Genomic DNA, 16,536 nt, shown 5'->3' with positions numbered 1-16,536 from the left:
GTACTACAGATACTCTTAAAATCTATAAGGAGATGGAGCCGATTCTATGTTTGAGCAAGCAATTGAAAAGAAGCGTGAAAAAATGATGTATTTTGCTGAACGCTATGGAATAACCTCTCAAAAAACAGTTATTTGTAGTCAAGAACTGGACAGGCTCTTAAACGTTGTTCTGGTTATAGACGCATATTGTCTCCCCACTCAAAACACAGATACAGACACACACTAAATTGTGTGTGTCTTTTATTTAAAAAAAGACACATTTTAGTAAAAATGCCCATACAATACTATAAGAGGATGTTCAAAAAGTCCGGTAAAGATAGCTGCCCTATTTCTTCGTTACGTCGCCACTCCGGTACTCATGTAGTTCAATCTACACGCCGTATCCTTCTGGCTTCTGCACCTCGAACTACCCGGCTCTCTTTACCTCCTTTTTGAACACGCACTCTATAAGGAAATTTCTATTCTAAAATAGTCCTTTAAAAACGGACAAATATGAAAATTTTAATATGAAAGGTGTTTTCTATGCCAGCAATGGTTGGACATATCCATATCGCTAACATTGGATCAAGTGGTATTTTTCATATAGGAGATGTATTTGCGATTCGGCCGATTAGTTATTCTCGCGCCTTTGCAGGAGCTGGTTCTTTTAATGTTGGTGAAGCTGTTTCTGTGTACAATTATGAAAGCTCAACAAATGTCAATGATCAAGACGTAGTCGATCAGGCCATCATCGGGTCCACTTAAAGGAGGCGAATGGAAAATGAATTTCTACGTACATCAAAGTATTATCATTAACAGTATAAAAATAGATAGCATTACAACATCATCGGTTTTTCAAATTGGAAGTGCCGGAAGCATTAAAGCTTTATCTAAGTTCTCAAATACTGGTGGATTTACAGAGCCACTTCGCCCCCTTACAGCAAAAGGACAAATTATTTCTATTAAGCCGGCGTCTAGTTCTTCTTAAGCTGTTTTTGTCATAAACATATAGAGCAGCTCAACACACCCTCCCTGTTGAAAAGGAGGTTTCACGCAGTGAATCAAGATATATACACGTACTTACAACAATTCCAACAAGTTCTTCAAAAACAACAAGAAACAATCAATGCTTTAGAAGAAAAAGTACGCTTATTAACGGAAGAGCTTGATGAACTAAAAAGCCGTCCCTCCTCTTCTATAGGAAAAGTAGAATACAAATTTGACCAACTAAAAGTAGAAAATTTAAATGGTACATTAAACATCGGCTTAAATCCATTTACAAGCAAAGACCAACAGATTGAAGATTTTCAAGTAGATACCGAAACATTAAAAGTAAATCCAGAAACACAAACAAATCCTGATTTTTATCAAGACATCATTCAAGAGATGCATCGCTATTTAGACGAAGAAGCATATAAACGCATTCTTCATTTTGAACAAGAAGAACGGACACCACTGGATAATATGTATCGACAAATGATGATTGACGATATAAAAAAACAAATGGAGCATCGCCTTCCTTACTACTTATCACAAGTACAGCCGTATGAAGACATTGCATCAGATCCCCAGTATATGAAAGATGTAATCATTCAAGCTATGAAACAAGATATTGATAAAGCATTCCTTTCCTTTATTCAGCACATACCAAGCAACTTCCGAAAGGAGTAAGTATGTATGAATTTTACTGTTGTAAATCGTGAAATAAAAGTTGGTACGATAAAAATGAACGGTATCTCTTCCTCAGCGCTATTTTTAATTGGTGATGCCAACCTTCTCATTCTTTCTTCAATTCTCGATACGCCTTTGGAATCTGTGATAGAGGGAGCTTTTGTACCTCTAGTTACCGATGTTCCTACCGCTCGAGGTTAAGGAGGGTTCTTAATGTTTCGACATATTTCAGTTGTTCATCGTTCCTCTGTTATCTCTATGGGGATTTCTGGAGTTTTTCAAGTCGGTGATTCCAATCAGATGGAATTAATAAGCCGATCACTTGCCGTACATCGTGAAATTCCTTACTTCTTAGAACAAGAAGGTAAATTAGATGCTTATGCTATCTTTACAGATAATGAAATCACAATTCCATCTCGATCAACCGATATCAAAATGAACGTCATCAATGAATGCCCTTTTATTGAAGTAAATGATGTTACTATTCGTGCCCTTTTAAATTCCGCTTGTTTTCACATTGGTTCAGTTGATTATGCTTTTAACAACGCACGCCTCCTTCAAATTCGTCAATACATCACTGATGAACCTTTATAAAAATGAATCATATAATAATGTTAAAGAAGACTGATGAAGTAGGTGAAAAACATGCCCTCTGTCGTTGGAAACCTTATCGTTCAAAATAGCAACGGTTCTTTCAATTTAGGTGATTTTTATAACGTATCCCCGAAAGAAAATACGAAAGCCTATAACGGATCAGGCGCATCAAATGTTGGTTTTGTTGTCAGTACATTCAACGGTGTCAGTGCAACAAATACATTTGATTCGGACGTTGCCGATCAAGATCAAATTGGAACAGCATAAAAAAGTAGGAGGAAGCCCCCTACTTTTTTATTTGTTTTGATTTTTTTATTCTAACAAACTTTGATGATGGCTATCTTCGAATCCATTTTAAGAACGAAGTAGTTACTCATCTACTCGTAGCACATGATTTCCATCAAAAAAGTATAAATATTTTCCCTTCACAGGCTGACCTAAACTTTTCTCCAGTGCCTTTCCATACAATGTAAGCTGTACTTTATAGCGATCTTCTAAAACAGGTCTTGCCTGATCAAATCCACCTGGAAAACGCCCTTCAATGGTATCAGTTTTAAAATCAACTAATACAACGCCGTCTTCCTCTTCCATCATGCAATCGATGACACCTTGCACAAGCACAGATTCTTCATGCTCTCCTTGCCAATTTTGATACGCTTCCTCTGCTGATAACATCATTGTAAATGGCACTTCGCGTTCTACACTTTTCGCAGCCAGTACCCGTTTCCCAAGCTCCGTATCAAAGAAAGCAACGATTCTCTCAGCTGCAATCTCTTCTGCCTGCTCAAATGTTAACAATTCTTTATTCACCATTTCAGCAATTTGTTCTTGAATTGTTTCTGCTGTAATTGGCTTTTTCAAATTCACATGCTGCATCACAGCGTGTACAGCTGTTCCACGTTCCGCATAACTCAGTCCTTTTTTCTCCATAAACCGCGGGCGCGTTTGGATAGGCGCACGTATCTTTTTAATAAAAGCATGATCACTTCCATCTTCCGATTGATAGTTTCGCTTAATTTCCGTGACAGACTGTTTTGCTCGATGTGCTGTTGCTTCTCCATATGCATATTGCCATGTTAACCGCGCGTATACTTCTTCTTTTCGTTCGCTCTCTACTGGAACAGGCTTCTTCTCACGAAGTGCTTCTAATAGTTCTTGTTTTTCTTCTTGAATTGGTTCTGGCGCCTGCAAACTTGCACCATCAATAGCCTCAACTTTCCAGCTTGCGTCATACTGATAAATATCATTTGGAATGTTTCCCTGTCCAAGTTCAAGAAGCATTTCACTATCACGGTGCCTATATAATGATGGTGCAATCCAATCTAAATAACAAGATGCTCCCGCGCGAACATAATCTGGTAACAACCAATCGGTATGTTCCCGTGCATCCAGCCACTTTTCTATCTCTTTGTCTTTATCCTTCACCGTACCGATTAAAATGAGTTTTTCTTTTGCACGTGTTAACGCAACATATAATACTCGCATTTCTTCGGCAATCAGTTCCATCTTCATTTTCCGCCTAATTGCCAACTGCGATAGCGTCGTATATTTAATTCGTTTACGCGGATCAATAAATTGCGATCCGAAACCGAAATCTTTGTGTAATAAGAAGCGCTTCATTAAATCTTGCGTATTAAAGCGGCGCCCTAGTCCCGCTACGAATACAACCGGAAACTCTAACCCTTTACTTTTATGAATGGTCATAATGCGGACAACATCTTCTTGTTCACCAAGCGCTCTTGCTGTTCCCATATCATCACCGCGCTCTAAAATCCGTTCAATAAAACGCAGAAAACGGAATAACCCGCGGAAAGACGTTGCTTCATATTGACGAGCACGATCATATAACACACGTAAATTGGCCTGACGCTGCTTTCCTGCTGGAAGACCACCGACAAAATCATAATAACCTGTTTCACGATATACTTTCCAAATGAGATCAGAAAGCGACTGCTGACGGGCAAATTCTCGCCAGCCTTGCAGGAGATCATAAAACCATTGTAATTTCCTGTGTAACTCTGCCTCTTCCTCGAGCGGTGCACCTTGTAAGAACGAGCGCATTACTTCATAAAACGAACCTTTCTTTTCATGAGCACGTAACATCGCGAGTTCCTCATCATGTAATCCGACAATCGGCGAGCGCAGTACAGCTGCAAGCGGAATATCTTGCATCGGATTGTCAATCACCCGAAAGATATTCATCATGATGTTCACTTCTGTCGCTTCAAAATAACCTGTCGCTAGTTCTGCATAAACAGGAATACCTTGTAATTTCAACTCTTCCATAATTTGCGGTGCCCATGGCATCGAACGAAGTAAAATAACAAAATCACGATATTTCACAGGGCGCATACTATCTGTTTTACGGTCATATACTTCATATCCGGAATCAACCATCGCCTTTATTCTTTGTGCAATGAGACGTGCTTCTAGTTGCGCTTTTTCGACTTCCACACCTTCTTCTCCATCTGACACTTCTTTATCAGATTGATGAATACATAACAGTTCGGCTGCGACATCGTCACCTGCTGGATAACTCGCTCCTAGCTTTAACTCTGCATCCGCATCATAGTCAATTTCCCCAACTGCTTCGCCCATAATCTGTTTAAAAATAAAGTTCGTGCCAGCTAACACTTCATGACGACTTCGGAAGTTTTTCGCTAAATCAATTTTCATACCGCCGTCTATTCCTTCAGACGTAAAACGTTTATATTTTCCTAAAAACAAGCCAGGTTCTGCTAATCGAAACCGATAAACAGATTGCTTTACGTCGCCGACCATAAATAAATTACCTTCTCGCTCTGAATCTTTCGTTACAAGTTTAATAATCGACTCCTGCACAAAGTTCGTATCTTGATATTCATCAACAAGAACTTCCGCAAACTTATTACGATATTGAAGCGCAACTGGCGATGGATACATTTCACCGTTCTCAGTGTGTTCACTTAAAATCTGCAAACAAAAATGCTCTAAATCTGTAAAATCAACCATTCCTTTATCACGCTTTATCGTTTGAAAACGCCCTGTAAATACTTTTACAAGCTGAACAAGCTTTTGCAGCACAGGGTGCATATCTTGAAAATCACGTAAAAAGCTTTCTGGTTTACGGCTAAATAACTCCTCTTGCAGCTTCTTCACTTCATCTTTTGCTTTATTCCGTAATGAATCTACTTGTTTCACAACATCATCATTATAGTCACTCTTCTTAATGCGCTTTAATGTTTGCCAAGAAATAGTTTGCATTGCTTCATATACACTTGTCCAAGACTGATGTGACGCTGCAGACAACGTCGTGAGTAGCGCAAGATCCGCTTGCAATGTCTCAATGCGTGGTGCAGGACCATCTGGCAGCATCGCTAGCTCAATTGCTTTTCGAACATGTTGCTCTGCCGCCCGAAGCTGAAACTTCACATCTTCTAATAAATAAGAGGCATAGGTCAAGTCTTCAATTGATTTTCCTTCTACATCATATGCTTCTACAAGTTTATCAAGCCAAAGCGCTGGATTCGGATGCGCTCTAGACTCTGTATGAAGCGCTAAAATCATGCGCTGTAAATCGTCATCGCTTCGATCACTCGTATAACGATCGACAAGTTCAAAGAAGATGTCATTTCCTTCGATTCCATACTCTTCTTCTAATATATCGTCTAGTACTTCTTCTTTTAATAATTCGTTTTCTGTCTGGTTGGCAATGCGAAAACGCGGATCAATATCGAGCATATAATAGTACGTTCGAATGACTTGCAAACAGAATGAATGAATTGTTGAAATCGATGCTTTATTTAATAAACTCAGTTGTTTACGGACGTGTTGTGACGCTGGATCATCAATCAATACTTTTTCTAATGCTTCACCGATTCTGTTTTTCATCTCTTGTGCTGCTGCGTTTGTAAACGTCACAACAAGTAAGCGATCTACATCCACAGGATTCTCAGTAGAAATAATTTTACGGATCATCCGCTCTACAAGTACAGCCGTTTTTCCTGATCCGGCTGCCGCTGCCACTAAAATATCACGACCATTCGCAACAACTGCCTTCCATTGATCATCGGTCCATTGACTACCTTCTGGTTTTACTGGCCAATTTTGCATCATTCTCCAACCTCCTCTCTCATTTTCTCCATTGCTTCACTATCTTTCATATCTTTTAACGTACGATACTGATTATCTTCAAGCGATTCATCAAACTGACAGACAGAGCGGAAATTACAAAACGTACAAGCTGCTTTATTCCCCATTTTATACGGTGCAATATCAATTACACCTTCTGTAATGTCTTTTCCGATGTTTTCAAATGTATGATGCACATATTGCTGCAAGACCGTAAACTCTTGCTCACTTGCAATATCAGAACGAGCACTAAAGCTTCCATCTTTTTTCAAACCAGCAGAAATAATATCAGAGCTTCCTGTCACAAGTTTGTTATCCATTAAACGCACAACATCTGTATCTCCGAGCACAAGTCCTTTCATTTTAAATTTCTTTAAAATTTCTCGCTCAATTTCTTCCTCAGAAGCGTCGCCTTTCATTTCTACAATTGGATTATGAATATGGAAATAAAGGACCCCAGCAGGTGATGCCGTCCCATCTTTCTTCATCCATGTATTTGCATTAGAAATAACAACATCTAAATACGTTAACATTTGTAGCGCTAAACCATAATACACTTCTGTTAGATTTAATGCTTTGGCACTTGACTTATAGTCAATAATGCGCAGGAACGTACCGCTCTCGTCTTCCGCTTTATCTACGCGGTCAATGCGGCCAACAACTTCCATTTTCACTCCGTTCGGCAATGAAAACTCCATCGGTGGTAATGATCCTGTCCCCCCCATACCAAATGGCACCTCTAAATCAACCGGTACGAACCCGCTTGATTTTGCATGCTCACGAAGGATAAGAGACGTCCGGAAAATGATTTGCTGCAGTTTTTGCTTTAAATAATAATGACGATTTGAACTTAATAGAATTTGCCTTTGTAGTAGCGGTGCAATTTCTTCTATTACCATGACAGAAAGATGCTCACACTCTTTTATGGATAAATCAGACCAAGTGCGATTTTCACGCAATAACTTGTCTGCAATTTTCTTTAATGCCGCATGGAATAGTTCACCGATATCCGGTGCATCTAGTTTAAAAATATCCCGCTCTCTTAGCGATAACCCATGCTGCGCGAAATGAGCATAGGCACAGCGATTAAATAATTCCATACGAGAAACGCTTCCTTTAATTGTATCACCGTACAAGTCTCGGCTCACAACCGCGCTTAATTTCTGTGCTTGGTTTCGATAGAACAAACTGGATAACACACGATAACTTTTTTGCTTCCACGCAGGTGTTGTAACATAGAAATTATATACGTCCCACCAAAAGTCTAAATTCCCTTCAAATCCGTATCGCTTCCAGTTTTGCAGCTGCTGCGTCACATACGACAGCGTAACCTCCGGCGTTGCTACATACGAAATTTGCTCATGACGAGACAAATCGTTCACATCATTTGTTATAAATACTTCTTTGACAAAAGGGAACATTCTTTTTACTTTCTTAATAAAACTAGATGAGAGTAATGTTTTCCCTTCTTCATCGGCAAGTGGACAAGAAATATATAACTTTTCGGATGCACGTGTCACCGTTTGATAAATGATAAATTGTTCTTCTAATAAAGTCTGTCTTGTTGTCGGTGCTAATTCTACACCAGCTGAAACGAGAACCTCTCGCTCTTCATCTGATAACATACCCTCGTCTGAAGGCGCTGCTGGAATAATTCCTTCATTGGCCCCGATAACAAAGGCCGCTCGGATATCCGATAAACGAGAATGATCAATATTGGCAATTAGTACTTGATCTAAAGATGGCGGGATATTGGCAAACTGAAGCGCCTCTAAACCAGTTGTCATCACATCGATAAACATAGCCAATGACATCTTTTCCTCACCGATCATTTCCACACATGTATCAAGAAGCTTCATCACTTCTTCCCATACTTGATCATGATCATTTGCAAATAAGAAGTTTCCTTCTGCTTCGGCCCGCATGCGTAAGTCTTCCAGTTTTTTCGGAACGTCCAGTTCTTCTAAAAATAAATAAACCGCTTCACACATTTGCATTGTCGTTCCAGCACGTTTTAAACGCTTCTGCAAACGAATAATTGGTGTCCGTATAACATCACGAAGACGATTTATTTTTTCTTCCATCTCGCGCTCGCTATCGGTTTGCATTCCATTTACTCCATCTAACGAACGGTAACGGCGATATGTCCACGGTTCATCCGCTGTCCATCTCTTTCCTTGCACACCGTACGCTAAACAATAATTTTCAAATTCATCCATCTCTTCACGCATTATTTCTTTTCTTACATCTAACGGATATAACAACTCCGTTTTCACACAGCGAAATACTGCATCATAGCGCCAATTTCCACTAATGGTTTCCAGCGCAGAACGAATGCATTCAATGAGCGGATGATGGGACATCGGACGCTTTTCATCAATAAAGTGTGGAATATTATAATCGGTAAAAAGGGTTTTCATCACATCATAGTAGCTTTCTCCGTTACGAAGAAGAACAGCAATATCGCGGTAGCGATACTCCTCCTCTGCAACAAGTCTTCGCACTTCACGGGCAACCCCTTCGACTTCTGCTCGTAAGTTAGCCGCTGTATACAGTGTAATATTAGGTTCACCTTGAAATTTTGCATTTGGACGAGATTCATATTGTGCTTCTAAATGCGCCAATGCAGCTGAACGAAACCGCGGTTGCTCTCGCATCGGAATCGTATTTTCAATCGTAATTTTCTCCTCGTGTGCCAGCTGTTTTATCTTTTCATACGTAAGAATTGTTTGATAAAACAAATCAAGTTCGCTCACCGGCCCAGACAATGTTTTTTCATCCAATGTTAATGTAATCGTTATTCTTGCCCCGCATCTAAGAAGCTGCCTAATAATCTCTAATTCTTGCGGTGAAAACGAATGAAATCCATCTATATAAATCTCAGCACCATTTACATAATCAGAATGCGGAAGTTTCTCCACAAGCAACTGTAAATAATCTTCAGAATCTAAATATTTACCTATTAAAGCTCGTTCAAAATCATCGTACAAAATCTGAAGATCGTACATTTTATTCGCTAATATTTTTTGCTCATTGCCATTGCTATGAGTATCTAACTGCTGCCACATTTCATATACATTAGATGGTGTTAAGTTATAACGTTTAAATTCAGCAATCATGCTGCCAAGGTGCTCAAAAAAGCCATTTTGTTCCGCGGCTTTTTGAAACACATATAATCCTTCTTTACGTGCCTCAACAATTTTGCGAAGCAACATGTGCACACCCGCCTCATCAATATGAAGACGACTTGCACCACCAACCTCTTGCAGAACCTTCCACGCTAAACGTGAAAAACTAAAAACTTGCGCCCGAATCGAGCTACTTACGTCCCCATTACCGATTAACGCCTGCTGCGTTTGGAACGTCATCTGCTCTGGCACAAGATATAAAATTGTTTCACCTCTTGGACACTGTTTAAGTTCTTCTTGCACTTCACGTAAACAAAATGCACTTTTTCCACTTCCAGCTCGTCCAATCACAAATCGAAGCGACATGTAATCCCCACCTTTCACCTATAACGAACGTTAGTTTGCTGTCATCATTGTATTATACGACAAGAAAAAAGACAAACAGCGACTGCTTGTCTTTTTTTCCCTATAAGTACATGTTCAAAAAGGAGGATAAAGAGAACCGAGTAGCTCGAGGTACGGAAGCCAGGAGGATACGGAGTGTAGCTGGAACTACATGGGTACCGGACTTTTTGAACTTCCTCTAGTTCGTGTTCAAAAAGGAGGATAAAGAGAGCCGAGCAGTTCGAGGCGCGGAAGCCAGGAGGATACGGAGTGTAGCTGGAACTACATGAGTACCGGACTGGCGACGTAACGAAGAAATGCGACTGCTATCTTTACCGGACTTTTTGAACTTCCTCTATTATAAAAAGCAATTCTAATTACCCTTTGGAAAAATTAGTTTGCACCTCATTAATTGGCCAATATCGCAAGTCCACTTTCCCGACAACTGTATCCGCTTTTACAAAGCCGAAGTGACGGCTATCCCAGCTCCCTAAACGATTATCACCAATAACAAAAATGTATCCTTTCGGGACAACCTTTTCCCGCGTTAGTTCTTCTAACGTGAAATCCCCTGTCAACCGTCTGCCTTCCACTTGTTTCTTATATGTTTCTAAATAGGGCTCTTCAATAAACTGACCGTTTATGTAGAGCTTATCATTTTTATATGCAACATGATCGCCTGGTAAACCAATAATCCGCTTGACGTAATCTTCTTTCTTATTCGCATGAAACACCACAACATCAAATCGATTCAATTCCCCTACTTGGTAGCTCACTTTATTAACGACAAGCATATTGCCATCTTGAAGGGTCGGCATCATCGACTTCCCCTCTACCACATACGTTGAAAAGAAAAACGCTCGGAAAAACACAGCTAATAACACACCTATAAAAATGGTTCTCATCCACTCTAAGCTTTCCTTTTTCAACGTTCGCTTCATCTGCATCTCCCCTTACTTTTTTCTATAATGGAGTTGCATTCACAGTGAAGACTAGTCTCAATGTAGTTCTAACTTTACTTCAATTTTCTTGCCGACATACCATAAAATAAAGATGACGCCAATTACAATAATTGTTTTCACTGGCTTATGAAAAAAAGAGGTTAAATCATATCCGATATAACTTAATACAAAAATCATCACAAGTTTCCCAAGTGCCAATGCTAAAACAAACTGGCGTCTACTAATACGTGATAAACCCGCTACAACATTAATAAGTGCAGACGGCGTAAACGGAAAACAAAATAGTACAAAAATCGGCGCAAATCCTTTTCGTTCAATCCATCCCATCGCGCTGCGTACTTTCGGATGCTTATTCACAAAAGAAAAAAAGCGACTCCGCCCAAAACGACGAATGACCGAAAATACGATTAATGCACCAACAACCGATCCAATCCATGAATACAAGAACCCAAGCCATAAACCAAAAGCAACTGCATTCGCCATCACAAACAAAATAAGTGGGAGTGCCGGAATGAGAGCTTCCACCATTGGCAGTCCGATACCAAGAAGGGGTCCAAAAGCCCGATAGCTCTCCACAATCTGGTCCATATTTTCTTCTGAAAAATACTCTTTGATCGTTTGAAAATCCATTCTACTATTTGCCCCTTTGCTATAGTCCTATCCTTACTTTATCACTGCTTGACGTGAAGAGGAAATGGTAGATATGACATATGAAGATGTATTTATTAGTGTTCCATGTTTTCACTTAGAAATCCTGCATTATTATTGTATGGCAATCTATAATTATTTGGTACTACCTTATAGTGATTGTTCAAAAAGGAGGATAAAGAGAGCCGAGCAGTTCGAGGCGCGGAAGTCAGGAGGATACGGAGTGTAGATGGAACTACATGAGTACCGGACTGGCGACGTAACGAAGAAATAGGGCGGCTATCTTTACCGGACTTTTTGAACATCCTCTATTATATTGAGAAATAAAAAAAGGATGGTCACCCATCCTTTATACTGTCACATTATATTTAGTCTTCTTCTTTTACAAGATATACTCGCTCATAAGCTGGTTTCAGTTCAGCTTCTTCTTTTTTATCAACCTTTTTAAAAAGAAGTCTCCCTTGTTTATCTTTTCGATCTTCATATTCCGTCCGCAGTTTTGCAGTTCGATTTTGTTGATTTTCAAAACTACTCTTTGACATTTCTATTTTCACTGCAAAACCATTAATAAATCGAATGATAAGATTTCCATCTGCAAGTTCTTTACTATTTGCAATATGGAAGTGGGATAGCCAAGCGCATTCCTTTCTAGAATATGAATAAGTAGGAAAAAAATAAAGCTGGTCGGTAGGGCTAATGGCAATGGGTGCTTTGTGCGTGATATTTGCTAATTCTTTTGTGCCTTCTTTACGACCTAAAAAACTAGATCCATGCCGGCGGCAACTTCTTTCTACAATATCAAGAGGTTTTTGATACACAAAAAAGGAATCTTCTACTTCAATCACTCGCGTTACAATACGTTTGTCCCCTAAAATAACTGGAAGTAAGGCCATCGTTTTCTTGTTCACAACATAGTTTTCGACATAGTGTTCCATTTTTTCACCCATTTTTAACTCGCTCCTTTATTATTTAACTTACAATATATAACAGCTGTTACATGGATAATTGTACCATTTGAAAAATAAAAAAGTTAATATTTTCAAATATTTTACAAACAATTATAAAACTTCAAAATTTCATAATATTTCTCTATGCAAATTTCTAGACAAAAACCAATCATTTACCTACATAAAACGATGGATTGCTATAGAAAAATACATTCTTCCCTTTTTGAAATATTTGTAACATAACAAACAGCTAGAATAGTGAAGAGCTTTATTTGAAATCCTATTTCTTTATTAACAGCTCCAATGAATAAAGTGAAACTTTGATCATTAGGTTTTTTCTTCATCCTTCACTGATCATTAGCCTTCACCAATCGGGCTTTACGGGCAGTTTATCCCCCGCCAAACTTTGAGGTGGGAGTATTATCGCCCACAAATAGCGGGATAAATAACAAACGAACTCAATAAAAAAAGGATGGCATATGCCATCCTTTTTTCCGTTATATCTATAAAATTATAGTTTTACAACGTTTTTAGCTTGAGGTCCACGGTTGCCATCTTCGATTTCGAAGCTAACTTTTTCGCCTTCTTCTAAAGATTTGAAACCTTCAGTAGTGATTGCAGAGAAGTGAACGAATACATCGTTGCCGCCTGGAACTTCGATGAAACCGAAACCTTTTTCGTTGTTAAACCATTTTACTTGTCCTGTTACTGTCATAATAATTTCCTCCTAAAGAAAATAAAAGTTTTTTTTAGTCTGCATACATAAAAAAAGAATCCACACATTATCAAATACGAAAATACAACAGTTCTCACATACCTTTTCTCGTTCGTTCTCAGCACTTGATAATATATGGATTGCTTGATTTAATTATTCAACTAGGAGTAATCATACCATACTAAAATAGAATGTACAATCTTTTTTGAAATCTATTTTCTATTTCTTCCATATTACCAAATGATACCTATAACAATTTCAAGATTTATTATCGATTTCCTCCTATATTATTATCAAAATTATGATTGTCGCTATTTCTCAGCAAAAATAACGACAATCAAATAAAGTGAAACTTTAATCAGTGGGAATATTATTGCCCGCGAATAGTGGGATAAAAACAAGTGTCTCCAAAAAGACACCTGCTTCCTCACTTATTTCGTAAACTGCGCCTCTTCTGTAGACCCTTTCAGCGCCGTTGTTGAAGATGTTCCACCTGTAATCACTTGCGCTACTTCATCAAAGTAGCCTGTTCCTACTTCACGTTGGTGACGTGTTGCAGAGTAGCCGTGCTCTTCTGCTGCAAATTCTGCTTGTTGCAATTCAGAATACGCTGCCATCCCACGCTCTTTATAGCCGCGTGCAAGTTCAAACATTCCGTAGTTTAACGCATGGAATCCGGCAAGCGTTACGAATTGGAATTTGTATCCGTATGATGCAATTTCTTTTTGGAAGTTTGCAATTGTTTTTTCATCCAACTTTTGTTTCCAATTAAATGATGGTGAACAGTTATACGCTAGTAATTTCCCTGGGTATTTCTCATGAATCGCTTCGGCAAAGCGCTTCGCATCTTCTAAACATGGTTCAGACGTTTCACACCAAACAAGATCTGCATATGGTGCATATGCTAAACCGCGTGCAATTGCTTGATCAAGCCCTGCTTTTGTGCGATAGAAACCTTCTGGTGTTCTTTCTCCAGTAATAAACTCTTGATCAACAGGATCGATATCACTCGTAATTAAATCCGCTGCATCCGCATCTGTTCTGGCAACAATAATTGTTGGTACGCCCATTACATCCGCAGCTAATCGCGCAGAGATTAAATTACGTACCGCCGTTTGCGTTGGTAATAATACTTTTCCACCTAAATGTCCGCATTTCTTTTCTGAAGATAATTGATCTTCAAAGTGTACGCCTGATGCCCCAGCTTCAATCATACCTTTCATTAATTCAAACACGTTTAATTGTCCGCCAAATCCTGCCTCAGCATCAGCAACAATCGGTACGAAATAATCTGTATCCCCACTGCCTTCCATATGCTGAATTTGATCCGCACGTTGCAGCGTTTGGTTAATTCGTTTTACAACTGCTGGTACACTGTTTGCTGGATATAAACTTTGATCCGGATACATATGCCCTGATAGATTTGCATCTGCCGCCACTTGCCAGCCGCTTAAATAAATTGCTTTTAATCCAGCTTTTACCTGCTGCATCGCCTGATTTCCTGTTAACGCACCGAGTGCATTAATATAGTCTTCCGTATGAAGCGATTTCCACAGCTTCTCTGCCCCGTAGCGTGCTAACGAATGCTCAATATCAATTGATCCCCGAAGACGAATAACATCTTCGGCAGAATATGGACGTGTTACCCCTTTCCAGCGTTCATCTAACGCCCAGCTCTCTTGTAATTTTCCAATTCTTTCGTTTTTCATTTCTTCCATCCCCTTTTCCTTTTATTCAGTAATAGTCGGTAAACTTTAATTATTTTCAAAAAGAAACGTCACTTTATAAAATCTCATACCCCGGTAATGTTAAAAACGGTACAAATTCATCATTACGAACTAAATCAGTAAACAACTTTGTCGCTTCACTGAATCTACCTTTCTCAAACTGTTCGCTACCAATCTCCTGTTCTATTTTTGCTAGCTCCTCCGCCTTTAGTTCTTCCATTAAAGAAAATGTAATATTGCGGCCATCTTCTAGCTTTCCACCTTCATGGCGAATCCATTGCCACACTTGTGCCCGTGAAATTTCCGCTGTTGCTGCATCTTCCATCAAGTTGTAAATTGGTGCTGCTCCGCGGCCACTTAACCACGATGCAATATATTGAATACCGACACTAATATTCGTACGAAGTCCTCCTTCTGTAATCGTTCCCACCGGTACTTCCAACAAATCTCTTTCGGTTACGCGAACTTCTTCTCGTTTTCGGTATATTTGATTTGATGTTTTCATAATGTGATCAAACACTTCCATCGCAACCGGTACAAGTCCCGGATGGGCAACCCAAGTCCCATCATGCCCATCTAAAGCCTCACGTTCTTTATCAGCACGCACCTTTTCAAAAGCAGCCTCATTGGCAACTGCATCATTTTTAATCGGAATTTGTGCTGCCATCCCGCCAATTGCTGGCGCATTACGACGATGACACGTTTGAATAACCCGCAAGGAATATGAACGCATAAACGGAGCTGTCATTGTAACTTGTGCTCTGTCTGGAAGTAAAAATTCGTTATGATTGCGGAAGCTCTTTAAAAAACTAAAAATATAATCCCAGCGCCCGCAATTAAGTCCAGCTGAATGATCACGTAATTCATATAAAATTTCATCTATTTCAAAGGAAGCATGGATGGTTTCTATTAAAACGGTCGCTTTAATCGTTCCATTTGGAACTCCTATATACTTCTGTGCAAAAACAAAAACATCATTCCACAATCTAGCTTCTAAATGACTTTCCATTTTCGGTAAGTAAAAATATGGTCCACTTCCTTTTTCTAACAATGCTTTGGCATTATGGAAAAAGTACAAACCAAAATCCACAAGACTACCTGACATCATTTCCCCATCAACGAGCATATGTTTTTCTTCTAAATGCCACCCACGTGGACGCACTAGAAGTACAGCTGTTTTACTACCTAAACGATATTCCTTTCCACTGGGGTTTTTATATGAAATCGTTCTCTTAGCTGCATCTCGTAAATTAATCTGTCCTTCCATTGCATTTTGCCACGTCGGCGAATTTGAATCTTCAAAGTCTGCCATAAAGACATGCGCTCCAGAATTTAAAGCATTAATAACCATTTTTCGGTCAACAGGTCCTGTAATTTCTACACGACGATCCTCTAAATCTTTCGGCAGCGGTGCAATTGTCCAATCTTCTGTACGTATATGTGCCGTTTCTTTTAAGAATGTTGGAAACTCCCCTGCATCAATTCGTTTTTGTTTTTCCACCCGTTTTTGCAGCAGTTCTTTACGGCGTTCATTAAAATTCTCATGCAGCTCTTTTAAAAAAGTGAGCGCCTCCGGTGTCAAAATTTCTACATACGCCGGTAATACTTCTCCAACGAGTGTAACCCGTGAAGTTTGTGTCGACATATTAGCATCTCCTTTTCTTTAAACTG

General features: G+C 39.2%; 15 protein-coding genes. 7 read left to right on the top strand and 8 right to left on the bottom strand.

Annotated features, from left to right (window positions below; genetic code table 11):
• Nucleotides 1-46: 46 nt before the first annotated feature.
• From QRE67_RS05655 to gerPF, 7 genes are all read left to right on the top strand, one after another.
• Nucleotides 47-226, top strand: a complete 180-nt coding sequence (locus QRE67_RS05655) for an aspartyl-phosphate phosphatase Spo0E family protein (protein WP_286123926.1) — start codon at nt 47-49, stop codon at nt 224-226.
• A gap of 296 nt (nt 227-522) precedes the next feature.
• Nucleotides 523-744 (top strand): spore germination protein, encoded by a 222-nt coding sequence (locus tag QRE67_RS05650; RefSeq protein WP_286123925.1) that lies wholly within the window; start codon nt 523-525, stop codon nt 742-744.
• Between the two features lie 16 nt (nt 745-760).
• Complete coding sequence (locus tag QRE67_RS05645; RefSeq protein WP_286123924.1) at nt 761-967, top strand: spore germination protein GerPB; 207 nt, start codon at nt 761-763, stop codon at nt 965-967.
• Between the two features lie 68 nt (nt 968-1,035).
• Nucleotides 1,036-1,650, top strand: a complete 615-nt coding sequence (locus QRE67_RS05640) for a spore germination protein GerPC (protein WP_286123922.1) — start codon at nt 1,036-1,038, stop codon at nt 1,648-1,650.
• A 6-nt stretch (nt 1,651-1,656) separates the two neighbouring features.
• Entirely contained in the window at nt 1,657-1,851 is a 195-nt protein-coding gene (locus QRE67_RS05635; protein ID WP_286123921.1) for a spore germination protein GerPD, read from the top strand.
• A 12-nt stretch (nt 1,852-1,863) separates the two neighbouring features.
• A complete protein-coding gene (locus QRE67_RS05630; RefSeq protein ID WP_286123920.1) occupies nt 1,864-2,244 on the top strand; it encodes a spore germination protein GerPE in 381 nt (126 codons plus the stop codon).
• 51 nt (nt 2,245-2,295) lie between these two features.
• Entirely contained in the window at nt 2,296-2,511 is a 216-nt protein-coding gene (gene gerPF, locus QRE67_RS05625; RefSeq protein ID WP_286123919.1) for a spore germination protein GerPF, read from the top strand.
• A gap of 102 nt (nt 2,512-2,613) precedes the next feature.
• Here the strand turns inward: gerPF and addA are convergent, their stop codons facing one another.
• The 8 genes from addA to aceB form a co-directional block, all read right to left on the bottom strand.
• Nucleotides 2,614-6,339: a helicase-exonuclease AddAB subunit AddA gene (gene addA / locus QRE67_RS05620; RefSeq protein ID WP_286123918.1), complete on the bottom strand. Its 3,726-nt coding sequence runs from the start codon at nt 6,337-6,339 to the stop codon at nt 2,614-2,616.
• A complete protein-coding gene (addB, locus tag QRE67_RS05615) occupies nt 6,336-9,848 on the bottom strand; it encodes a helicase-exonuclease AddAB subunit AddB (protein ID WP_286123917.1) in 3,513 nt (1,170 codons plus the stop codon). The genes addA and addB overlap by 4 nt, the downstream gene beginning before the upstream one ends.
• A 395-nt stretch (nt 9,849-10,243) precedes the next feature.
• Complete coding sequence (gene lepB / locus QRE67_RS05610) at nt 10,244-10,807, bottom strand: signal peptidase I (RefSeq protein ID WP_286123916.1); 564 nt, start codon at nt 10,805-10,807, stop codon at nt 10,244-10,246.
• A gap of 57 nt (nt 10,808-10,864) precedes the next feature.
• Nucleotides 10,865-11,458: a TVP38/TMEM64 family protein gene (locus tag QRE67_RS05605; RefSeq protein ID WP_286123915.1), complete on the bottom strand. Its 594-nt coding sequence runs from the start codon at nt 11,456-11,458 to the stop codon at nt 10,865-10,867.
• Nucleotides 11,459-11,844: 386 nt separating this feature from the next.
• Nucleotides 11,845-12,423 (bottom strand): competence protein ComK, encoded by a 579-nt coding sequence (locus QRE67_RS05600; RefSeq protein ID WP_286123914.1) that lies wholly within the window; start codon nt 12,421-12,423, stop codon nt 11,845-11,847.
• Between the two features lie 511 nt (nt 12,424-12,934).
• Nucleotides 12,935-13,138, bottom strand: coding sequence for a cold-shock protein (locus QRE67_RS05595; RefSeq protein WP_003195857.1), 204 nt, complete (start codon nt 13,136-13,138; stop codon nt 12,935-12,937).
• 431 nt (nt 13,139-13,569) lie between these two features.
• Complete coding sequence (gene aceA, locus QRE67_RS05590; protein ID WP_286123913.1) at nt 13,570-14,847, bottom strand: isocitrate lyase; 1,278 nt, start codon at nt 14,845-14,847, stop codon at nt 13,570-13,572.
• Nucleotides 14,848-14,920: 73 nt separating this feature from the next.
• On the bottom strand, nt 14,921-16,510 hold the full coding sequence (gene aceB, locus QRE67_RS05585) for a malate synthase A (RefSeq protein WP_286123912.1): 1,590 nt from the start codon (nt 16,508-16,510) through the stop codon (nt 14,921-14,923).
• Nucleotides 16,511-16,536: the final 26 nt, after the last annotated feature.

This window comes from Bacillus sp. DX3.1, from assembly GCF_030292155.1.
Taxonomy (GTDB): domain Bacteria; phylum Bacillota; class Bacilli; order Bacillales; family Bacillaceae_G; genus Bacillus_A.
This window is presented reverse-complemented; position numbering and strand designations above follow the sequence as displayed.